The following is a 21,568-nucleotide window of genomic DNA, read 5'->3' as shown; positions in this document are numbered from 1 at the left end:
CTGCCGCTGTCGCAGGGGCGCCGCCTTGAGCATCCCCCGTCGTCCTGGCGAAAGCCAGGACCCATAACCATAGGGCCCTGTTGGGATAACGGACCGCGGCCCCAGCCCCGCGCAATCATGATCAGCGGGGGTAATGGGTCCTGGCCTTCGCCAGGACGACGCTGAATATGTGGCGGCGCCGGTGGTCACAGTTACGCGTCATCGCGACGCCGCTCAACTCGCCAGCGCCATCCCGGCTTCATCCAGCGTCTGCAAGAAGCCGTGCTCGATCACGGCGTTGCGGCCGCGGCGTTTGGCGGCGTAGAGGGCGGCGTCGGCGGCTTCGATCAGATCGCCGGGGCGCTGGGTTTCGTTCGGCTTGGTCGTGGCGACGCCGACGCTGACGGTGACGACGCAATGGCTCGAGGGGGCGTGTGGCACGGCGAGGCCGAGGATTGCGGTGCGCACGGTCTCGCCGATCGCGAGTGCGTGCGCGGCATCGGTGTTCGGCAGCAACAGACAAAATTCCTCGCCGCCATAGCGGCCGGCAAAGCCCATCGTGTCGGCGGCGATCCCGGCCAGCGTCTCGCCGATCCGGGTCAGGCAGACGTCGCCTTCGGGATGGCCGTAGGTGTCGTTGTAGAGCTTGAAGTGATCGACATCGATCATCATCAGCGACAGCTCGCATTCATACTGCTGCGCCCGCATCCACTCGAAATCGAGCCGGCTCTGGAAGCCGCGGCGGTTGGCAAGGCCCGACAGCGCATCGATCGAGGCCATCACGGTGAGACGATCGTTGGACGCGACGAGCTCGCGCTCGCGCTGGCTGAGCTGCGCCGCCATCGCGTTGAAGGCGCGCGCCAGCGGCACGAATTCCGACGGCAGCTTGTGCTTGGCGACGCGCGCCGACCAGTCACCCTCGCCGAAGCGCCGCGCCATGCTGGTCATCAGCTCGATCGGATGGATGACGAGCCGCTCCGCGCCGACGAGGGCACCCAGCAAAACGAAGAGACAGACGAAGCCGAGCTGCAGATAGGCGGTGCGGATCTCGCGGCTGATCGCCGCCGTCACCTTGGCCTCATCCATGCTCACGATCAGGCGGGATTGCGTTCCGGCGATGCGGGCGAAGCTCAGCGTGCGCTGCGCGCCGTCGGATGCCGTGAACGACACCGAGCCTGACGGCTCGTCGTAGCTCAGCGCCTTCTCCGCAATCGCCGACATCAAGGGGATGGTGTCGAGCGAGCGACCGATCAGGCTCGCATGATCGGAGGGTGCCGCAACCACGACGCCGGTCGAGTCGACCAGAACCGCCGACATGCCGGGCTGGCCGCCGAGATTGCCCATGATCTGCGACAGCCAGTCGATGTTGATGCCGGCGACGACGATGGAGTCCAGCTCCGGATTGATCGCGGCCACCGGATAGGCGGCCATCATCATCGGCCGGCCGTTGGTCCTGCCGCGCAGATAGTCGCTGAACACGAAGCCGCGGTTGTCCTGCGCCTTCTTGAAATATTCGCGGTCGCCGAGATTGAGCCCGACCTGGCTGTTGAGCGTCGAGCACTGCACGAGGCCGTCCCTGGAGACGAACATGATGCTGCGGATCCATGGCAGGATCGTCGGCAGGCTGGCGCGCAGCACTTCGCAGCTCTGTCCGATGCCGCCGGAGGCGCGGATATAGGCGGCGGATTTCAGCATGGTCTCGACCGAGGAGACCACCTCGCGCTGGGTTTCGGCGGCGTGCGCGGTGAGGTTGGCATAACCTGCCGCGGCCTGCGCGATCTGCGTTGTGCGGAAATTCTCCAGCGTGCGGACGCGATCGAGCATCAAGGGCGCGACCAGCATCACCGCAAGCAAGGCCAGCCGGGCACGAATGCCCAGAACCTTCTTGAGTCTGACCCGGTTGCGGTTGAAAGTGACGCCCGACATTCTGGTCCCTTGCCCGGGCGCAAGGTAGAGTGAAGGGCTTCAAAAAGCCTTTCCCGAATTTGGTAAAATTCGAACCACCCCCCGCGCCTGTCAGAGAACGGCACAAGCATGACACAAACCCCGACCGCGCCGTTATCGGCTGATTCACCACATGACCCTGCCTTTGGCCTCGCCGCCGTGGAGCAGGAGATCGCGCACGCCTGCAAGGAAGCGCGGCGCGACCGCGCCTCGGTGACCTTGATCGCGGTGTCGAAGACATTCGCGGCCGACGCAATTTTGCCGATTATCGGCGCCGGACAGCGCGTATTTGGCGAAAACCGCGTGCAGGAAGCCAAGGGCAAGTGGCCGGAATTGATCCAGGCTAATCCCGGCCTGCAGCTGCATCTGATCGGACCGCTGCAGTCGAACAAGGCCAAGGAGGCGGTCGCGCTGTTCGATGCGATCCATTCGGTCGACCGCGTCAGCATTTGCGAAGCGTTAGCCAAGGAAATCAAAAATCAAGGCAAGCATCCGGAGCTGTTCGTCCAGATCAACACCGGCGAGGAGCCGCAGAAGGCCGGCGTCGCGCCGCAGGACGCCGATACCTTCATCGCGGCATGCCGCGACAAACATGGCCTGCAGATTTCAGGACTGATGTGCATCCCGCCGGTCGACCAGGCCCCGGCACCGCATTTCGCGCTGTGCGCTAAGATCGCCGCGCGCAATGGGCTGAAGAATCTGTCGATGGGCATGAGCGCGGATTTCGCGGTCGCGATCCAGATGGGCGCCACCCATGTGCGGGTGGGTTCGGCGATCTTCGGGACGCGGACGGTGGCGCATAGCTAACCGTCGTCCCTGCGAAAGCAGGGACCCATATGCCGCGGCCATTGCAATGGGCACGCGGTTCGATCGGCGCACAACGACTGACTTCGGTGGTTATGGGTCCCTGCTTTCGCAGGGACGACGGCGGTGTGTGCGGTTGGCGTGCGCCGACTACGCGAACTTCACCGACACTTTTCCGATCGCGCCGAAATCGGCGGCGAACTCGTCGCCCGCCTGAATCGGCAGCGGCGGATGGCAGGTGCCTGTGGTGACGACCTCCCCTGCCCGTAACGTCAGTCCGAGCGCACGCAGTTCGTTGGCGCACCAGGCGAGCGCTGCGCGGGGATCGCCGAGCACGTTCTTGCCGTGGCCGATGTAGCGCTCGCCGCGCAGCGTGATGGTCGGGCGCTGCTCGACCAGATCGATCGCGCGCCAATCCGCTGCTGTTGCAGGTCCGAGCACGAACAGATGCGCGCAGGCATTATCGGCGATCAGTTGCGCCTCGCCGGCGGATGCGAAATCGGTGAAGCGCGAATCCGGAATCTCGATCGCGGGATGCAGTGTGCCGACCGCGTCGAGCACCTCCTGCACGCTGTACGGCGTCGCGCGCGGCGCGAGATCACGCGCCATGCGGAAGGCGTATTCCGGCTCGCCGACGCGCATCGCGTTGCCCTTCATCGATGCGGTGCCGCCATCTGCGATCAACGTCTCGGCGAGGATGCGCCCGGCCAGCGGGCCTGCGACATTGATATGCTTTTGGCCGGCCTCGCTGGTCGCTGCGATCTTCCAGCCGAACAGTTTTTCGCGCGACGTCTTTTCCAGCTGGGCCTGCACCGCGTAACCCTCAGCGCGGTCACGCGGCCGCATGGCGCCTTCGAGCGCGCCGAGTTTCGTTCCGGCGCGCCAGTGATCGTGCAGGACCTTGGCGGCGGCGATCTGGTTGTTGTGGAGCATGCGTTTTCGTCCCTGCGGGAATTTTCTGTGTTGCGCACGATCTCAGCACAAGCGCGTCGCGTTTGTCGCGTGGGAAAACCGATGCTCAACTATTCGATAATTTTACCCGATGATGATTTTGGTTTGCGGCGACATCCGCCGCAACAGCCGCAGCATCGACGCCTTGGTCATCGAGACGCAGCCCGCGGTCGGTCCAAAATTCGGCCGCGCCAGATGCAGGAACACGGCGCTGCCGCGACCGGCGATGCGCGGTGCGGCGTTGTGGTCGATCTCGACAATGAAGTCGTAGAGGTGATCCTCGCGCGTCAGGCGGTCGCCGCCCTGGTCGCGGTCGAGCCGGACAGGCTGGTTGTAATGGCGATCGGCGGGGTCCTCGCACCAGGCATCCTCGCGGCGGATCGGCCGGGCCGGCAGGAAGGTCACGGGACGCCGGTGCCGGTCGGCGCGCCACCAGAGTTGCTTGGGGTGGAAGATGCCGCGCGGCGTGCCGCCGTCGCCCTCGCGCTTGTTGGCGAGGATTCCGCCGCGCCCGAGCGCCACGGGAACGGTCCAGCCATCGGCCGTCAGCCAGCCTCGGCGCGGATCGCCGGCGGCGCGGCGGACCTCGATGGCGGAGAGCGGGCGATCACGTTTCACTGTCATATAAGTGATTGAAATAGCTGGCGTTCCTTTAAGAATCGTTCAAAACTGAACTTGCCTTGGACGGTTCGATCATTCTATCTCCCGGCATTACAGGACATTCACGTCCTGCCCCGCCGGATTTGAGGTAGACTGCGCTGCCTTGTGAATCGGTAACGACGGCCTACCTGAGCACGTATCTAGCCGATGCTACGGCCATAAGCGCCCCCCGCTTCTGACCGCCCCGCCCCCGAAGGATTGTACCTATGGCCAATGCCCGCAAGATCTTGATCGTGGATGACGATACCGATCTGCGCGATACGCTGGTCGAGCAGCTGTCCCTGCACGAGGAATTCGAAGCCTCCGCAGTCGACACCGGCGCCAAGGGCGCCACTGCCGCCAAAGCCAATTCTCCCGATCTGGTCCTGATGGATGTCGGCCTGCCCGACACCGACGGCCGCGAAGTGGTCCGCAGCCTGCGCAAGGGCGGCTTCAAGGCCCCGATCATCATGCTGACTGGCCATGACACCGATTCCGATACCATCCTTGGCCTCGAAAGCGGCGCCAACGACTATGTGGCGAAGCCATTCCGCTTCGCGGTGCTGCTGGCCCGGATCCGGGCGCAACTGCGCCAGCACGAGGCCAGCGAGGACGCGGTGTTCTCGGTCGGCCCCTACTCGTTCCGGCCCGGCTCGAAGATGCTCACCGGCGCCAATGCCAGGAAGGTCCGGCTGACCGAGAAGGAAACCGCGATCCTGCGCTTCCTCTACCGTGCCGGCCAGATGCCGGTGTCGCGCGAGACCCTGCTCCAGGAAGTCTGGGGCTACAATTCCGGTGTCACCACCCACACGCTGGAAACCCACATCTACCGCCTCCGCCAGAAGATCGAGAAGGACGCCGCCAACCCGGAAATCCTGGTGACGGAAGCCGGTGGCTACAAGCTGGTGCCGTGATACGCTTCGCGCTCAACGATTCGTGAAATCGAGGCGCACCGCGGTTACCGGCCCTGAATGTCGATCGATGATGACGTAGCCCTGCTCGAGCAGGTCCCGACGATGCGTCTGTTGGGCGACAGCTCCTTGCGCATGCTGGCGATCGGCTCCGAGCAACGCGATTTCAACGCAGGCGAGGTGCTGTTCAAGACCGGCGACACGGCCGATGCCGGCTATGTCGTGCAGCGCGGCACGTTCCGGGTCGAGGAAGGCGGCGCCGAGATCATCGCCGGCCCCGGCGCGCTGATCGGCGAGCTCGCATTGATCGTCGCGATGAAACGGCCCTCGACCGCGACCGCGCTGGAGCGCGGCTCGGTGATCCGCGTCGCGCGCAGCCTGTTCCAGCGCGTGCTGGAAAGCGATCCGGCCGCCGCCCGCCGCCTGCGCGACGAGCTCGCGCTACGGACGAGCCAGCTCGCGAGCGATATCGTGATGGCGGGCGGGAAGCTGAGCACGTAATTCCCCGTCGTCCCGGACAAGCGAGCATCGCGAGCGCGATCCGGGACCCATACGCCGCGGCCCATCTTTGGGCACAAGGGTCGACGGCTTTGCCAATTTCGGAGCGCTGTGGTTATGGGTCCCTGCTTTCGCAGGGACGACAGCGAGACTAAACCTCCATCACCGCCGTGACAGGCACATGATCCGACGGGCGCTCCCAGCTGCGGGCGTCGCGGGTGATCTTGAAGTCGCTGACCTGATCCTTCAGCGCGCGCGAGACCCAGATGTGATCGAGCCTGCGGCCGCGGTCGCCGACGGTCCAGTCCGCGGCGCGATAGCTCCACCAGGTGTAGACCTTTTCCGACATCGGGATCCGCTCGCGCGCGATGTCGAACCATTCGCCATGCGCTTGGGCTGCGAGCAGCTTCTCGGTCTCGACCGGCGTGTGCGAGACGACCTTCAGCAACTGCTTGTGCGACCACACGTCATTCTCGTGCGGCGCGACGTTGAGGTCGCCGACCAGGATGTGACGGTCGTCGCCGCGCGGATGCAGCGGCTCGCAGGCCTTCATCTCGTCGAGGAATTGCAGCTTGTGCTCGAACTTCGGATTGAGCGCGGGATCGGGAATGTCGCCGCCGGCAGGCACGTAGAAATTATGCAGCACCAGCGGCTTTGAGAACTGCGCCTTCTCGCCGAAGGAAACCGAGATGTGCCGTGAATCGATCTTGTCGCAGAACGTCCGGATGTCGGTGGTCTCGAACGGCAGGCGCGAGACGATGGCGACGCCGTGATAGCCCTTCTGCCCATTCAGCGCGATGTGCTCATAGCCGAGCCGCTTGAAGCGCTTCAGCGGAAACGCATCGTCGATGCATTTGGTCTCCTGCAGGCACAGCACGTCCGGCCGCGCGCTCTTCAGGAATTTGGCGACGATGTCGATGCGCAGGCGCACCGAGTTGATGTTCCAGGTGGTGACGGAGAACCGCATGAGAGGTGCGTCTTAGCACGGTTCTTGGCGCGGATTTCAATTGTCCACAGGGCGGCTCTTACCTCGCCCCGCTTGCGGGGAGAGGTCGGATCGCATGGAGCGAAGCGCAATGTGATCCGGGTGAGGGGGACTCTCCGCGTACTCACATCTGGCGAATTTGCGGAGACAGCCCCTCACCCCAACCCTCTCCCCGCAAGAGCGGGGCGAGGGAGAAGGATAGGCTAACCCGGCGAAGAACCCGGATAGGTCGTGAAATCGATCTTGAACAGCCCCGGATCGGGCTTCTGCGTCGCGTCGAGATTGTAGACTGCAACTGTCGTGTCGTAACCCTGCGGATCGGTGACGGTCCACTGCTTGAGCTTGCCGTCCTTGGCGCCGATCATCAGCAGGAAGCGGCTGGTGCCGACCAGCGCCTGCTTCTCCTCGATCGTGATGCTGACGAACACGTCGTCGGCGGTGACGCTGACGACGTTGGTGTCCTTCATCAGATCGATGCGGTCCGACAGCAGATAGCGCAGCGGGGTCTGCGACAGCGGATAGACGTCCTGGGTGGCGAGCCTGCGGTCGCGCACCGCGACCGACGAGCCGTCGGCGATCACCTCGATGGTGCTCGGATTGTCATATTCGAAGCGCAGCTTGCCGGGCTTCTGGATGTAGAAATCGCCCTTGGTCTTGGTGCCGTCGGGACCGACCTGGACGAAATTCCCGACCAGCGTCTGCAGCGACGACAGATAGGCCGAGACCTTGGCGGCCTGCGCCTTCTGGTTGGCGTCGAAGGTCTGGAAGATATTGGCGGGCACGTTGCGGCGCGGATCGGGAATCACCGGGTCCGGCGGTGCCTGGGTGGCGCCGGTTGTGGCCGGGCCCTTGTCCGCATTGCTCTGCGCGCCGGCGTCCTTGGCCTTCGGCGCAGCCTTTGGTCCGGCGTTGGCCACGGATTTCGGCGTCGCCGGCGCATTCTGCGCAGCCGCGCCGCCGGCGATCGCGGCGGTGACGAGAAGAGCCAGCGCAGTGCGCGTGCCGCGGTCAATGAGATGTTTTGCCATCAGATATGTCAGGTCTCTGTTCGACGCTCGTCCCGCTTCGCCGGATTTTATCCCGCCTCTTCCGAGGGAGATATGGTTTTTCCGTGATGATCGCCCCCGATCAGAACTGGCCTTCTTCCTCCGCGACCAGGATTTCGCGCTTTCCGGCGTGATTCGCCGGGCCGACGATGCCCTCAAGTTCCATCCGCTCCATCAGCGAGGCGGCGCGGTTGTAGCCGATCTGCAGCCGGCGCTGGATGTAGGAGGTCGACGCCTTGCGGTCGCGCTTGACGATCGCAACCGCCTGCGTGAACAGATCGCCGCCGCCGTCGCCACCCATGCCGGTGGCATCGAACACGGCGCCGTCCTCGTCGGTCGGCTCTTCCGCGGTGACGGCTTCGAGATATTCCGGCTGGCCCTGCGTCTTCAGGTGACGCACCACCTTCTCGACTTCCTCGTCGGACGCGAACGGGCCGTGCACGCGGCTGATGCGGCCGCCGCCCGCCATGTAGAGCATGTCGCCCTGGCCGAGCAGCTGCTCGGCGCCCATCTCGCCGAGAATGGTGCGGCTGTCGATCTTCGACGTCACCTGGAAGGCGATGCGGGTCGGGAAGTTCGCCTTGATCGTGCCGGTGATGACGTCGACCGACGGACGCTGCGTGGCGAGGATGACGTGCAGGCCGGCGGCGCGCGCCATCTGCGCGAGGCGCTGCACCGCGCCTTCGATGTCCTTGCCGGCGACCATCATCAGGTCGGCCATTTCGTCGACGATGATGACGATGTAGGGCAGCGGCTCGAGGTCGAGCTTTTCTTCCTCGTAGATCGCCTTGCCGCTCTCCTTGTCGAAGCCGGTGTGCACGGTGCGCGTCAGCTCTTCGCCTTTGGCCTTGGCTTCGACGAGGCGCGCATTGTAGCCGTCGATGTTGCGCACGCCGAGCTTGGCCATCCGCTTGTAGCGCTCTTCCATCTCGCGCACGGCCCATTTCAGCGCGACAACGGCTTTCTTCGGATCCGTGACGACAGGCGTCAAAAGATGCGGGATGCCGTCATAGACCGAGAGTTCGAGCATCTTCGGATCGACCATGATCAGGCGGCACTGATCCGGCCGCAGCCGGTAGACCAGGCTCAGGATCATGGTGTTGATCGCGACCGATTTGCCGGAGCCGGTGGTGCCGGCGATCAGCATGTGCGGCGTGCGCGCGAGGTCGATGATGACGGGGTCGCCGCCGATCGTCTTGCCGAGGCACAGCGGCAGCTTCGCAACCGAATCGACGCTTTCCTTGGCGACAAGCAGCTCGCGCAGGTAGACCTTCTCGCGATGCGCGTTCGGCAGCTCGATGCCGATCGCATTGCGGCCGGCAACCACGGCGACGCGGGCCGACAGCGCGCTCATCGAACGCGCGATGTCGTCCGACAATCCGATCACGCGCGACGACTTGATGCCGGGCGCGGGCTCCAGCTCGTACAGCGTGACCACCGGGCCGGGGTTGGCCTTGACGATCTCGCCGCGCACGCCGAAATCCTGCAGCACGCCTTCGAGCGAACGCGAATTGGCTTCGAGCTCCGCCTTGCTCAGCGGCTGGCGATCGCTCGCCTTCGGCGCACTGAGCACGGAGACCGACGGCAGCTCGAACTTGTCGGAGTTCTTCTTCTTCGGCTTCGGCTCGGCCTTCTTGCGCGGGGCGCGGGCAACGGGAGCTTCCTCCTCGTCATCCTCTTCTTCCTCGTCGTCGAAAGCCTCGGCTTCGTCTTCGTCGTGGTCGTCAGCCGCGGGCGCGATTGAGGGCGCCGCGCGGCCGCCGCCGATATTGGGCTCCTGGCGCTCGAACGCGGCACTGCTGCGGCCCTGCGATCCGCTCGACACCAGCGATTTGTAGGCGGTCGAGAACAGCCAGCCGAGCCGGGCTTTCGCGCTCATCAGCGCGTGGAACAGCCAGCCCAGCGAGACCGAGCTGCGGTCGTTGTCTTCGTCCTCGACGAACGGCTCGTCGTCATCAGAGATCGGCGTCAGCTCCTCGTCCTGCTCCTTGGCGCCCCAACCGCAGGCGAACAGGAAGGTTGCGGCCATCGCGACAAACAGGATCAGGCCGAGCACGACGCGATAGAGGAAGCCGGGCGGCCCGAACACGACGGCCGGCGCGCGCAGCAGCGCATCGCCGACCACGCCGCCGAGCCCGGTCGGCAGCGGCCAGGACGTATTGTGCGGCCAGCAGCTGGCAAAACCCGCCGCGATCACCGTGCACAGGATCCAGCAGCCGAGCCGCAGCGCCTCGCGATCGAACGGACGATGCGTCAGCATCCGCCAGCCCCACACCGCCACCGGCAGCAGCAGCATGATGGCGCCGAGGCCGAGAATCTGCATCAAGAGGTCGGCGCCGATCGCGCCGGGATAGCCGAGCACGTTGCGGATCGCGCGCGAGGTGGCGTGGCTGAGCGACGGATCCTGCACCGACCAGGTCATCAGCGCGGCGGTGACGGCGCCCGACAGCGCAATCAGGCCGAGCCCGGTGAGTTCGCGCAGCCGTCGCGCCAGCGCCTCGCGCAACGAGAGCGGCAGATGGCCGACCAGGGGGATGACACGTTCGATCGCTGGCATACTCAATCTTCGCGCTTCGCGATTAACCCAGGGTTTCGACCAGGCGATGCATCGCCTCGGCCGTCGATTCACTGTCGGAGACCAGCGCAAGGCGGATATAGCCCGCGCCCGGATTGGAACCGTCGTTCTGCTCGCGCGCCAGATAGCTGCCGGGAATCACCCGAACGCCGGCGTCGCGATACAGCCTGACGGTCACCGCCTCATCGCTGCCGCGGTCGGAGACGTCGAGCCAGACGCAGAAGCCGCCGGCCGGACGCTTGTAGCCGTAGCGGTTGCCGAGGATCTGGTCGGCGAAATCGAACTTGATGCGATAGAGCCTGCGGTTCTCCTCGACATGCGCCTCGTCGCCATAGGCGGCGACCGCGACATGCTGCAGCGGCACCGGCACCTGCGGCGCGGCGACGTTGCGCAGCTCAAGGAACGCGGCGAGAAATTTCCGATCGCCGGCGGCGAAGCCGACCCGCATGCCCGGCAGGTTCGAGCGCTTCGACAGCGACTGAAACGCGACGACATTGCGGAAGTCGGGCCCGGCGCATTCCAGCATGCTGCCCGGCGCCTCGCGGGTGTAGATCTCCGAGTAGCACTCGTCGGACAGGATCATGAAGCCGAACCGGTCGGCGAGTTCTTTCAGCCGCGCGAAATAGGCGCGCGAGGCGACCGACCCTTGCGGATTGGCGGGCGAGGCGATGAAGAACGCGACGGTGCGGGCCCATGTCGCCTCATCGATCGCATCGAGGTCGGGCAGGAAACCGTTGGCGAGCGTGGTCGGCAGATGGATCTGCTCGCAGCCGGCCGCGCGCGCGCCGGCGCCATAGGCCGGATAAAACGGATTCGGCATCAGGATCGCCGGCCGGCCCTTGCGCGGGGCAACGTGGCGCGCGGCTGTGATCGCCGCAAAGAACAGCCCCTCGCGGCTGCCGTTGAGCACCAACACCTCGCTCTCCGGATCGACCGGACGCGGCAATTGGAACCGGCTTCCCAGCCAAGTCGCGACCGCGCGGCGGAACGGCTCGATGCCCTTGGCCATCGGGTAGCGGCCGAACTCGGCGGTGTGCTTTGCCAGCACCGGCCCGACGAAGTCAGGCACGGGATGCTGCGGCTCGCCGACCGACAGTGTAATCAAGGGCTTAGCCGGCTGGTACGGCGCCAGCAGTTCGGTGGTTCGCACGAATGGGGAGCGCTCGGCCTGGCCGGCGGCTGTGGCATCGGCGGCGCCTTGCGCCACGCCGGATGAGGCGGTCATTGCCATGGTTGAAAAGCCAGCACTTTCACTGCGGTCGGAGGTGAGGGGGGAGCCGACCGTAAACCGATCAATTCACCATAGATAGGGCGAGGTTAAGACGCGATTAACCATCGGCGGCGCGGCACGTTTGGCCGGCGCGTGATATCAGCGCTGACCTCAGAAAACCGCATCAAAATTGCACCGAGACATGATCCACCGCCGCGCCGTCCGGGCGCTCATCATCGCGGGTGAACTCGAAGTCCTGCTGATGCGGATTCGCCCGCCGCACGGCGGCGACTGTTTCTGGATCGCGCCCGGCGGCGGCATCGAAGACGGCGAGACGCCGGAAGCGGCCTTGCAGCGGGAATTGGCCGAGGAATTGGGCCTTGTCGATTTCGAGCCTGGTCCCGCCGTCTGGCGGCGTCATCACATCTTCAACTGGGGCGGCCGGCGGATCTCCCAGAGGGAAGAATACCGGATCGTCCACACGGATCGATTCGCGCCCGTGATGAGCGACAAGACGGAGGTGAAGGTGCTCGATTGCTTCCGCTGGTGGCCGATCGCCGATCTATCCCGCGCGGAGGAGCGCCTCACGCCGCTGTCGCTCGCCGGTATCCTCGAAAGCCATTTGCGAGACGGCGCACCAAGCGAGCTGCCGGACGAGGAAGTCCTGATCGACTGATAGCATTGCCGTGCATTCGAGTGATCCGCTTTACCCGCCATTAAGGCCAGCGCGCACGTCACGAGTTCCTTCAGCAATTCGCAACACAGCACGACCGAATGATCCCGCGTATTGCGAGGACGTGCGGACGGACATGGCCATCAGGATCGAGACACACGGCGATGTTCTGCGCCGCACCGGCAAGGTGATGGTGATTGCCGCCGGCATGACCGCGGTGATGTCCTTCACCATCGGCATGCTGGTGTTCGGCCGCGATCTGGCCGCGCCGATCACGGTCGGACAGATGCAGTTGTTCGGGCTCACCGCCGGCGTCTTCATCTCGATCGCACTCAGCGGCGCGATGTCCTATCGCGCCGGCATGTTGATGCTGCAGCTCGCGCATACCCGCCGCGAGCTTGCCCAGATCTCGCAGACCGACCAGCTGACTGGCCTGTTGAACCGGCGCGGCTTCGACGCTGATGCCGCCGCGGCGCTTGAACGCGCGCGGGCCGATGGCGCGTCGGTTGCGGTGCTGATGTGCGACATCGATCATTTCAAGTCGATCAACGACCGCTACGGACATGAGATCGGCGACAAGGTGCTGGTCGAGATCGCCGATGTGCTGCGCCAGTTCGCGATCCGGCACGGCGCGCTGGTCGCCCGTTACGGCGGCGAGGAATTCGCAGCCGTCGTGACCGGCCTGAGCCACGAGCAGACGGCGCGCGGCGCCGAGGAAATCCGCCGTGATTGCGCAGGCCGGACCATCCTCGACGGCGTGACCCTTCTGCCGGTGACGATCAGCATCGGCTTCACCTTGAAGGACGCTGGCTTCGACCTGAGCGGCCTGATGCGAACCGCCGACCAGGCGCTCTACGCCGCCAAGCGCCATGGCCGCGACCGCGTCGAGCACGCCCGTGACGCGGCGTGAGCTTCGCTGCTTTTCGCGCGGCCAAACGAGTGCGAGTTACATGATCCCGTCATGCCCGGCCTTGTGCCGGGCATCCACGTCTTGGTTTCCGTGACGCAAGGACGTGGATGGCCGGGACGAGCCCGGCCATGACGAATCCAGTTTGCTTGCACCCGTAGCCCGGATGCAGCCAACGGGTCGCGCAAACACGCGCCCGATGACGGGCTCCGCGAAGTCCGGGGGCAGTCTCGCCCACATAGCCGCCCTCTCCCGGATTGCGCTGCGCTCCATCCGGGCTACGCACGCGACGTGTGACGTCTACCGCGCCGGCAGCTTCTCGAACGACGGCTTGCCGTCGGGCAGATGGTGGAAGGTCTGCTTGTCGCAGGTGTAGATCGTCATCTGCGGGGTGAACACGCTGGGGTCGTCGAAGGTGCCGACCTTCAGAATGGTGGCGGGCAGGCCGGGCACCTTGGTCACGAGATGGGTGCCGCATTCCGGGCAGAATTCGCGCGTCACGGCGCGTTCGAGGTCCTTCCGGGTGAACTGCTTGGGTTGGCTGGCGGTGTATTTGAAGCCGGTGGTCGGCATCGCCATGAACATGTTCGGTCCGCCGCCCGTGATGTACTGGCATTCGCGGCACAGGCATTGCGCCGCCATCATCGGTTCGCCTTCGGCCTCATAGCGCACGTTGCCGCAATAGCATCTGCCTTGCACCTTCATGACGTCCTCCCGTTTTCTTGTCTGTAGCCTGTTGTTCCACAATAGCAGGCAATTCCGACAATATTTTCTCAAGCCGCAGAAAAAAGAAAGGGGCTCCAACTTGCGCTGGAGCCCCTCAACGGTCCGGACATTGCCGGGTATGTGCCCGGACCGTAGTTCTGGGAACGACCGCTTGGGGAGGTCGCGCCCCGGGAGAACTCACATGTTGTAGGCGCGCTCCGTGTGCTCGGTGATGTCGAGGCCTTCACGCTCGGTCTCGACGTTGGCACGCAGGCCGACGATCACGTCCACGATCTTGTAGAGGATCGCAGAGCCGACGCCCGACCACACCAGCGTGGTGCAGACGCCCCAGACCTGCGAGGTCATCTGCGCCACGAAGTCGTAATCGGCAACCTTCGGCGGGATCGCGGTGTAGTCGATGATGCCGGCACCACCGAGCGCCGGGTTGACCAGGATGCCGGTGCCGAGCGCGCCGATGATGCCGCCGACGCAGTGGACGCCGAACACATCGAGCGAGTCGTCATAGCCGAGCGCGTTCTTCACGACCGTGCAGAAGAACAGGCAGACCACGCCAACCACGAGGCCGAGTACGATGGCGCCCATCGGACCGGCGTAACCGGCCGCAGGCGTCACCGCGACGAGGCCCGCGACCGCACCCGAGAGCGCGCCGAGCAGCGAGGGATGGCCCTTGATGATCCATTCCGCGAACATCCAGGCCAGCGCCGCCGCGGCCGTGGCCACGAAGGAGTTGGTCATGGCGAGCGCAGCGCCGCCATTGGCTTCGAGGTTCGAACCAGCGTTGAAGCCGAACCAGCCAACCCAGAGCAGCGAGGCGCCGATCATGGTCATGGTCAGCGAGTGCGGAGCCATCAGCTCCTTGCCGTAGCCGGTGCGCTTGCCGATCAGGAGCGCGCCGACGAGGCCGGCGATGCCCGCGTTGATGTGCACGACGGTGCCGCCGGCGAAGTCGATCGCACCCTTCTTGAAGATCCAGCCGGCATCGGCGTTGATCGCGTCGAGGGCGGCCTGCGCCTTCGTCTTGGCATCGCCGTCAGCCGCGGCGGCAAGCGCCTTGGCGGCATCCTGGATCGCGTCCGGGCCCGGCCAGTACCAGACCATGTGCGCGATCGGGAAGTAGATCACGGTCACCCAGATCGGGATGAACAGCGCGATCGCCGCGAACTTCATGCGCTCGGCAAAGGCGCCGACGATGAGGGCCGGCGTGATCGCCGCGAAGGTCATCTGGAAGCACATATAGACGAGCTCCGAGATGTTGGCGTCGACCGAGAAGGTCGCGGCCTTGGAGTCCGGTGTGACGCCCATCAGGAAGGCCTTGGAGAAGCCGCCGATGAAGTCGGAGCCGCCGGTGAAGGCGAGGCTGTAGCCGTAGAGGGCCCAGAGCACGGTGACGATGCAGACGGTGTAGAACACCTGCGCCAGCACCGAGAGCATGTTCTTGGAGCGGACGAGACCGCCATAGAACAGCGCGAGGCCCGGGATGGTCATCAACAGCACCAGCACCGTCGATGTCAGCATCCAGGCGTTGTCGCCCTTGTTGACGGTTGGCTCGGCGTAGGCGGCGGTCGCGGCAAAGAGGCCGACTGCGAGGGCCGCCAGTCCCGCGCCATAGGGACGCTTGAACGTCATGTTATTTCACTCCTGAGGTCTTAAAGGTTGAGCGCGAAATCAGAGGGCCGCTGCATCGGCCTCGCCGGTGCGGATGCGCACGGCGTGCTCGAGGCTGATGACGAAGATCTTGCCGTCGCCGATCTGTCCGGTCTTGGCGGCGGCGGTGATGGCGTCGATGGTCTTGTCGACCTGATCGGAGGCGACTGCGACCTCGATCTTGATCTTGGGCAGGAAGCTCACCGCATATTCGGCGCCGCGATAGATTTCCGTATGGCCCTTCTGGCGGCCGTACCCCTTGACTTCCGTCACCGTGAGACCGTGAACGCCAATGGCGGTCAGGGCGTCACGGACCTCTTCCAGCTTGAATGGCTTAATGATCGCCATAACAATTTTCATGAGTCCTATCCCCGCTTGGGCCCGGTGCGAACGAACACCGGGAGTTTCGACTGAGGTTCACCACGCGGAAGACATCCATTACGCGGGCACAGCCGAGACCCTTAGAATCAAATGCCGTGCCAAACGGCTCGGGTTCGCTAATGGATTATGAATCCGGACCTTTTCCCGCATTGCGGGAGCAAGCTGCTCCTGCGCTATTCCGTTGCGCCTAAAATCTAATCAGATTGGCCTAATTCGTGAGCAAGCCAGGGTCTGGACACAATTCTGCTCAGCCGCGGTGCAGGCGTCGGTATTTGGATAAAGCAATGCCAGGCCATTAGGCGGCGTCGCGCGCTGCAAAAACCCTGTCGATCAGTCCCCATTCGAGCGCCTGCTCCGCCGACATGAAGTGATCGCGGTCCAGCGTCCGTTCCACGTCCGCCTCGGTGCGCCGGCAATGCTGCGCATAAAGCCGAATGATGCGCCGCTTGGTCGCCTGCATCTCGGCGGCATGGATCTGGATGTCGGAGGCCTGGCCCTGGAAGCCGCCGAGCGGCTGATGCACGTGCAGGCTGGCATTGGGGAGCGCGGCGCGGTGGCCGGGCTCGCCGGCCATCAGCAGGAACGATCCCATCGACCGCGCGGTGCCCATGCACAGCGTGTGCACCGGCGCCTTGATGAACTGCATGGTGTCGTACATCGCAAGCCCGCTGGTGACCACGCCGCCATAGGAGTTGATGTAGAGGTTGATCGGCTTGTTCGGGTTGTCGGCCTCGAGGAACAGAAGCTGCGCGCAGACCAGCCCGGACATCGCATCATTGACCTCGCCGTTGAGGAAGATGATGCGTTCGCGCAGCAGCCTGGAATAGATGTCGAAGGAGCGCTCGCCGCGGGACGACTGCTCGACGACCATCGGGACGAGTTGCATCATGTCGCGCATCGGCGACCTCCCATTTCAGCAGGTGATGAAGTTTCAGCGGGTGATGAAGTCTGCGATCAGGCTGCGCGCATCAGCACGCGGCTGTTGCTGTTGGCCGCTTGCGGCTGGTTTGCGCGCTGGTCGCAGGCTTCCTGGATGATGCGAAACCGGGTGCCGCCGGCCTCGTTCGGCTCGATCCGGAAGGTGACGTGACTCTCGCGAAACGGCGGCGCGGAGTCGCGCAGCCGGTAACGCACCTCTTCGCCTGCGACTGACGATAGGGGCTCAGCGCCCGCGAGGTCGCAATCCGGTAGCCAGCGCTCGCGCAGGGCTGGAATGGTGACGGCGCGCCATACTTTCTCGGGCGGTGCGTCGAGCTCGTATTCGATCACCAGAGCTGCGTCCGCGTCATGCTCAGCCGTGTCGCTCATTGATCCATGTCCTTCAAGAGGTCGGAGAGCGCTTCGATGCGCTTCGGCCAATAGGCGCGGTAGCGGGCGAGCCAGGTCCCGATGCTGGCGATTCCGTCCGGGTCGACTTCATAATTCACGAAGCGGCCCCGCCGCTGCTCGCGCACCAGGCCTGCCGCGCGCAGCACCGCCAGATGCTGCGACATCGCCGGCTGGCTGATCTCAAGCCCGTCGCGCAAGGCGCTGGCGTTCTGGCTGCCGCCGGCCAGTTTCTCAAAGACCCTGCGGCGGGTCGGATCGGCCAGTGCCTTGAAGATATCGGTGTCGACCATGCCGACACATAAGCATATGCTTATGTGTCGTGCAAGCCTGAACTGTCCCGTGCAGCGTGACGTCGCGGCGCTCGGGTACTTTGCATGGGGTTGTTTTCCGAATTCGCTCTCTCAGGGCCCATCTCGTCCTGGCGATACGAGCTTGGTTGCTACTGCAGCGCTTCGCCGTGCTGCGAGATGTCGAGACCCTCCAGCTCCTGCTGCATCGAGACGCGCAGCGGGACGAAGGCGCTGACCAGCTTGAGCAGCACGAAGGTGACGCCGCCGCACCAGACCAGCGTGACCACGACGCCGTAGAGCTGGATCAGGAGCTGCCCCGGATTGCCTTCCAGCAGGCCGGAGGTGCCGCCGATCGCCGCGGTGGCGAAAACGCCTGCGAGCAGCGTGCCGGTCAGGCCGCCGATGCCGTGCACGCCGAACACGTCGAGCGAATCGTCATACTGGAAGCGATGCTTCAGCCAGGTACAGGCCCAGAAGCAGACCAGGCCGGCAATGATGCCGATGATGATGCCGTGCCACGGCGCGACGAAGCCGGATGCCGGGGTGATGGTGCCGAGCCCTGCGACCGCGCCCGAGATCATGCCGAGCACCGACGGCTTGCGGCGCGTCGCCCATTCGATCGCGCCCCAGGTCAGCGCGCCGGCGCAGGCCGCAAGATGGGTGGCGGTGATCGCCATCACCGCGCGCGAATTGGCCGCCAGCGCCGAGCCGCCGTTGAAGCCGAACCAGCCGACCCAGAGCAGGCCGGTGCCGACCACGGCGAGCGACAGATCGAACGGCGAGAGATTGTCGTGGCCATAGCCGTGCCGGTTGCCCATCACCTTGGCCGCGACCAGGCCGCTGATGCCGGCGGACAGATGCACGACGAGGCCTCCGGCGAAATCCATCACGCCCATCGAGGCGAGGAAGCCGCCGCCCCACACCCAATGCGCCAGCGGCACATAGGCGAAGATGAACCAGCCGATCGAGAACAGCACATAAGCGGAGAACCGCATACGGTCGGCGACCGAGCCGGCAACCAGCGCCACCGTGATGATCGCAAACGTCATCTGGTACAGCATGAACAGCGCTTCCGGGATGGTCTTTGCCGCCGGATTGACGCTGTCCATCGTGATGCCGGCCAGGAACCAGCTGTCGAGCGAGCCGAGCCAGGGACCGTTGCCGACGAAGGTCAGCGAGTAACCGAAGACGACCCAGAGGATCGAAATGATCGCAACGGCCGTGAGGCTCTGCGCCATCGTCGCCAGCACGTTCTTCTTGCGCACCATGCCGGAGTAGAACAGCGCGAGCCCCGGGATCGTCATCATCAGCACCAGCGCGGTGGCGACGATCATCCAGGCCGTGTCGGCGGGGTTGATGCCGGAGGCGCCGGAGTCTTGCGCTGACGCCGGCGTACCCCACGAGAGCAGGATTGCAGCAGTGATCGGCGCAGCTGATATTGCTGCGCGAAGAGCTCGTGCCCCCATCATCATTCCCCGGCGTGTCGTCGTTTCTTGCTGTGGATTTCGGCGTGCACCGGCGTCGTTGCCGGCGGTGATCTAGTTTTTTTGTTTGAGCATGATCTTTCGGAAAACCGGTTTCCACTTTTCCGGATCATGCTCCAGGGTCTAGAGCGCGTCGTTGTCGGTCTCGCCGGTGCGGATGCGCAGCGCGTGGTCGATCGGCGTCACAAAGATCTTGCCGTCGCCGATCTGGCCGGTGCGGGCGTGCTCGGTGATGACGCTGACCGCCTTCTCGGCGAGCGCGGTGTCGACGGCGATCTCGATCCTGAGCTTGGGCAGGAAATTCACGACATATTCGGCGCCGCGATAGATCTCGGTGTGGCCCTTCTGGCGGCCATAGCCCTTCACCTCGGTCACCGTCATGCCGTGAACGCCGATCGCGGTCAGGGCCTGGCGTACCTCATCGAGCTTGAACGGTTTGATGATCGCGACGACGAGTTTCATGGTTCAGGCCTTCATTTCCTTGAGGTTTTCCGTGTGCGCCCATCCCCGGAGCGGCACTTGCCGTCTCCGGAGCGGCACTTGCCGTCTCCGGAGCGGCACTTGCCGTCTCCGAGCCTGCACGTCCCGCCACCGGAGCGGCAATTTGCCGTCCGCCAAATCTGGCAGCTTTCTGGGCAAATGGCATAAAAAAGTTGCAGGTTGAAGGGGAAAACGTGCGCAGCGCGTGAACTCCGTCACTGTACGGGACGACAACCGTCGGCCAGAATATGGCTTTCCCGCCCCGGCCAGCGCTCCCGCTGGCTCATTCTCGCCACAGCGCGTGCACCCGCGCCCCGAGGAACAAGAAAATGTCGAACCGAAACTGGTTTTATGCATCTGAAGGCCAGCAAAAGGGCCCCCTGCCTGAAGCTCAGCTCCGCGACCTGATCACCCGTGGCATGGTGGGCGCCGATACCCTGGTGTGGACCGAGGGCATGGCCGGCTGGCAGAAGGCCGGCGAGATTCCTGGCCTTGTTCCAAGCGCCGGTGCGCCGCCGGCGTTCCCGCAGGCCGGCGGACCGCCGCCAGTGGCTGCATCGGCAAGCTATAGCGGCGGCGCGCTGTCGGCCGACTTCCCGATCTGGGGCCTGTTCGGACGCAGCTTGCTGATGTTCATCGGCCAGATTTTCGTCATCCCTGCGCCGTGGACCGCGACCGGCCTGTATCGCTTCGCGATTCCCTATATCCGCGTGCCGGGCCGGCCGCATCTTGGCTTCACCGGGCAGCCGCTCGACATCTGGTACGCCTTCATCGTGCTCGGCCTTCTGACCTATGCCGGGGCGGCCAACAGCAACATCGTCACGCTGCTCTCGTTGCTGTTGCAGGCTTTCCTGAGCTGGATGATCGTGCGCTGGATCTTCGGCCGCCTCAGTTCGAGCGGCCAGGATCTGCCGATCTCGTTCACGGGCAGCCCGCTCGTCTATATCGGCTGGTATTTGCTGATGGTGATCTCGGCCATCACCATCGTCGGCTGGGCCTGGGTGATGACCGCATGGCTGCGCTGGATCTGCCGCAACGTCGAGGGCACGCGCCGCGAGGTCACCTTCAACGCGTCGGGGCTCGAGGTGCTGTGGCGAACCATCGTGTTCTCGATCGGCTGCGGATTCCTGATCCCGATTCCGTGGGTGCTGCGCTGGTACGCCAACTGGATCGTCTCGCAATTCGCGCTGACCGAGCGCGGCACCTACGCAGGCGCCTGAGCGCGCTACGCCTTGCGTTCGCGCACCGAACCTTCCTGCGCGACGGACGCCACCAGCGTTCCGTCGGGCTTGAAGATCTGGCCGCGGGTCAGGCCGCGGCCCGACTGTGCGCTCGGCGAATCCTGCGCGTAGAGCAGCCATTCGTCGGCGCGGAACGGGCGGTGAAACCACATCGCGTGATCGAGGCTCGCCGGCATCATGCGCCGGTCGAACAGCGTGCGGCCGTAGCGCGCCATGACGGCATCGAGCAGCGAGAAATCCGATGCATAGGCGAGCGCGCACAGATGCAGCGCCGGATCGTCGGGCAATTTCGCCGCGGTACGGATCCAGACATGGATGCGGCCATCCTCGATCTGCTGGCCGAAATAGCGGCCGAGCTCGACCGGGCGCAGCTCGATCGGCCGGTCGCTCTCATAGTAGCGGCGGATGAACTCCGGCATCTCCTTGAACATCGGCTGCTTCGACACTTCCTCCGCGGTCAGCTTCTCCGGCGGCGGCACGTCGGGCATCTTCTCCTGATGATTGAAGTTGCTCTCTTCCTCGGCGTGGAACGAGACCATGATGGAGAAGATCGCGTTGCCGTGCTGGATCGCGGTGACGCGGCGGGTGGTGTAGCTCTTGCCGTCGCGCAGCCGCTCGACCTGGTAGATGATCGGGACCTGCGGATCGCCCGGCAGGATGAAATAGCAATGGATCGAGTGCGGCAGGCGGCCCTCGACGGTGCGGCAGGCCGCGACCATCGCCTGGCCGATCACCTGGCCGCCGAACACGCGCTGCCAGCTGGTCTTCGGGCTGTTGCCGCGGAACAAATTCACCTCGAGTTGCTCGAGATCGAGGATGGACAACAGGTCGATCAGGCTCTTGGACATGAGGGGTGCGTCCTGAATAGGTT

The 21,568-nt window shown here is 64.8% G+C and carries 22 protein-coding genes; 6 read left to right on the top strand and 16 right to left on the bottom strand.

All coding sequences use genetic code 11. The features are described from left to right. Window positions 1-213: 213 nt before the first annotated feature. Window positions 214-1,905 (bottom strand): sensor domain-containing diguanylate cyclase, encoded by a 1,692-nt coding sequence (locus tag ACOIX3_RS42260; protein ID WP_420967842.1) that lies wholly within the window; start codon window positions 1,903-1,905, stop codon window positions 214-216. 108 nt (window positions 1,906-2,013) lie between these two features. On the opposite strand from ACOIX3_RS42260, the gene ACOIX3_RS42255 reads away from it, so the two are divergent. Further along, window positions 2,014-2,730 carry a YggS family pyridoxal phosphate-dependent enzyme gene (locus tag ACOIX3_RS42255; RefSeq protein WP_420967841.1) on the top strand — a complete coding sequence of 239 codons (717 nt, stop codon included), beginning with the start codon at window positions 2,014-2,016 and terminating at the stop codon, window positions 2,728-2,730. A gap of 147 nt (window positions 2,731-2,877) precedes the next feature. Here ACOIX3_RS42255 and ACOIX3_RS42250 read toward each other — a convergent pair whose 3' ends face one another. Continuing rightward, window positions 2,878-3,660: a 2-keto-4-pentenoate hydratase gene (locus ACOIX3_RS42250; protein WP_420967840.1), complete on the bottom strand. Its 783-nt coding sequence runs from the start codon at window positions 3,658-3,660 to the stop codon at window positions 2,878-2,880. A gap of 102 nt (window positions 3,661-3,762) precedes the next feature. Beyond that, window positions 3,763-4,302, bottom strand: a complete 540-nt coding sequence (locus ACOIX3_RS42245; protein ID WP_420967839.1) for a L,D-transpeptidase family protein — start codon at window positions 4,300-4,302, stop codon at window positions 3,763-3,765. Between the two features lie 242 nt (window positions 4,303-4,544). Here ACOIX3_RS42245 and ACOIX3_RS42240 point away from each other — a divergent pair, with 242 nt between their 5' ends. Both ACOIX3_RS42240 and ACOIX3_RS42235 read left to right on the top strand, forming a co-directional pair. Next, the gene (locus tag ACOIX3_RS42240; protein WP_016841446.1) at window positions 4,545-5,231 is read left to right on the top strand and encodes a response regulator transcription factor; all 687 of its coding nucleotides are present in this window, start codon (window positions 4,545-4,547) and stop codon (window positions 5,229-5,231) included. 57 nt (window positions 5,232-5,288) lie between these two features. Continuing rightward, window positions 5,289-5,729: a Crp/Fnr family transcriptional regulator gene (locus ACOIX3_RS42235; RefSeq protein WP_420967838.1), complete on the top strand. Its 441-nt coding sequence runs from the start codon at window positions 5,289-5,291 to the stop codon at window positions 5,727-5,729. A 148-nt stretch (window positions 5,730-5,877) separates the two neighbouring features. On the opposite strand, the gene ACOIX3_RS42230 is transcribed toward ACOIX3_RS42235, so the two are convergent. The 4 genes from ACOIX3_RS42230 to ACOIX3_RS42215 all read right to left on the bottom strand — a co-directional run bounded on the left by ACOIX3_RS42230 (window position 5,878) and on the right by ACOIX3_RS42215 (window position 11,563). Next, the gene (locus tag ACOIX3_RS42230) at window positions 5,878-6,693 is read right to left on the bottom strand and encodes an exodeoxyribonuclease III (RefSeq protein WP_420967837.1); all 816 of its coding nucleotides are present in this window, start codon (window positions 6,691-6,693) and stop codon (window positions 5,878-5,880) included. A 221-nt stretch (window positions 6,694-6,914) separates the two neighbouring features. Next, entirely contained in the window at window positions 6,915-7,739 is an 825-nt protein-coding gene (locus tag ACOIX3_RS42225; RefSeq protein ID WP_420967836.1) for an outer membrane lipoprotein carrier protein LolA, read from the bottom strand. Window positions 7,740-7,839: 100 nt separating this feature from the next. Beyond that, window positions 7,840-10,320 carry a DNA translocase FtsK gene (locus ACOIX3_RS42220; RefSeq protein ID WP_420967835.1) on the bottom strand — a complete coding sequence of 827 codons (2,481 nt, stop codon included), beginning with the start codon at window positions 10,318-10,320 and terminating at the stop codon, window positions 7,840-7,842. Window positions 10,321-10,336: 16 nt separating this feature from the next. Beyond that, window positions 10,337-11,563, bottom strand: a complete 1,227-nt coding sequence (locus ACOIX3_RS42215; protein ID WP_420967834.1) for an aminotransferase class I/II-fold pyridoxal phosphate-dependent enzyme — start codon at window positions 11,561-11,563, stop codon at window positions 10,337-10,339. 181 nt (window positions 11,564-11,744) lie between these two features. Here ACOIX3_RS42215 and ACOIX3_RS42210 point away from each other — a divergent pair, with 181 nt between their 5' ends. Continuing rightward, window positions 11,745-12,218 carry an NUDIX hydrolase gene (locus tag ACOIX3_RS42210; protein WP_420967832.1) on the top strand — a complete coding sequence of 158 codons (474 nt, stop codon included), beginning with the start codon at window positions 11,745-11,747 and terminating at the stop codon, window positions 12,216-12,218. Between the two features lie 133 nt (window positions 12,219-12,351). Next, window positions 12,352-13,125 (top strand): GGDEF domain-containing protein, encoded by a 774-nt coding sequence (locus ACOIX3_RS42205; protein ID WP_420967831.1) that lies wholly within the window; start codon window positions 12,352-12,354, stop codon window positions 13,123-13,125. A gap of 297 nt (window positions 13,126-13,422) precedes the next feature. Here the strand turns inward: ACOIX3_RS42205 and ACOIX3_RS42200 are convergent, their stop codons facing one another. The 8 genes from ACOIX3_RS42200 to ACOIX3_RS42165 all read right to left on the bottom strand — a co-directional run bounded on the left by ACOIX3_RS42200 (window position 13,423) and on the right by ACOIX3_RS42165 (window position 19,438). Then, window positions 13,423-13,827, bottom strand: a complete 405-nt coding sequence (locus ACOIX3_RS42200) for a GFA family protein (RefSeq protein ID WP_076863381.1) — start codon at window positions 13,825-13,827, stop codon at window positions 13,423-13,425. A 198-nt stretch (window positions 13,828-14,025) separates the two neighbouring features. Then, window positions 14,026-15,474: an ammonium transporter gene (locus ACOIX3_RS42195; protein ID WP_176534502.1), complete on the bottom strand. Its 1,449-nt coding sequence runs from the start codon at window positions 15,472-15,474 to the stop codon at window positions 14,026-14,028. A 39-nt stretch (window positions 15,475-15,513) separates the two neighbouring features. After that, window positions 15,514-15,852, bottom strand: a complete 339-nt coding sequence (locus ACOIX3_RS42190; RefSeq protein WP_044539269.1) for a P-II family nitrogen regulator — start codon at window positions 15,850-15,852, stop codon at window positions 15,514-15,516. A 316-nt stretch (window positions 15,853-16,168) separates the two neighbouring features. Then, the gene (locus ACOIX3_RS42185; protein ID WP_092121107.1) at window positions 16,169-16,771 is read right to left on the bottom strand and encodes an ATP-dependent Clp protease proteolytic subunit; all 603 of its coding nucleotides are present in this window, start codon (window positions 16,769-16,771) and stop codon (window positions 16,169-16,171) included. A gap of 56 nt (window positions 16,772-16,827) precedes the next feature. Next, entirely contained in the window at window positions 16,828-17,181 is a 354-nt protein-coding gene (locus tag ACOIX3_RS42180) for an SRPBCC family protein (protein ID WP_420967830.1), read from the bottom strand. Next, window positions 17,178-17,492, bottom strand: coding sequence for an ArsR/SmtB family transcription factor (locus ACOIX3_RS42175; RefSeq protein WP_420967829.1), 315 nt, complete (start codon window positions 17,490-17,492; stop codon window positions 17,178-17,180). The genes ACOIX3_RS42180 and ACOIX3_RS42175 overlap by 4 nt, the downstream gene beginning before the upstream one ends. 149 nt (window positions 17,493-17,641) lie before the next feature. Next, complete coding sequence (locus tag ACOIX3_RS42170) at window positions 17,642-18,958, bottom strand: ammonium transporter (protein WP_420967828.1); 1,317 nt, start codon at window positions 18,956-18,958, stop codon at window positions 17,642-17,644. A 141-nt stretch (window positions 18,959-19,099) separates the two neighbouring features. Then, window positions 19,100-19,438, bottom strand: a complete 339-nt coding sequence (locus ACOIX3_RS42165; RefSeq protein ID WP_176534499.1) for a P-II family nitrogen regulator — start codon at window positions 19,436-19,438, stop codon at window positions 19,100-19,102. Between the two features lie 347 nt (window positions 19,439-19,785). On the opposite strand from ACOIX3_RS42165, the gene ACOIX3_RS42160 reads away from it, so the two are divergent. Next, a complete protein-coding gene (locus ACOIX3_RS42160) occupies window positions 19,786-20,676 on the top strand; it encodes a DUF4339 domain-containing protein (RefSeq protein ID WP_420967827.1) in 891 nt (296 codons plus the stop codon). 5 nt (window positions 20,677-20,681) lie between these two features. Here ACOIX3_RS42160 and tesB read toward each other — a convergent pair whose 3' ends face one another. Next, window positions 20,682-21,545 (bottom strand): acyl-CoA thioesterase II, encoded by an 864-nt coding sequence (tesB, locus tag ACOIX3_RS42155; protein ID WP_420967826.1) that lies wholly within the window; start codon window positions 21,543-21,545, stop codon window positions 20,682-20,684. Between the last annotated feature and the right edge of the window lie 23 nt (window positions 21,546-21,568).

The sequence above is a fragment of the Bradyrhizobium sp. B120 genome (genome assembly GCF_049075665.1).
GTDB lineage: Bacteria > Pseudomonadota > Alphaproteobacteria > Rhizobiales > Xanthobacteraceae > Bradyrhizobium.
Note: the sequence above shows the minus strand (reverse complement) of the source record. Positions and strands in the feature narration are given on the sequence as shown.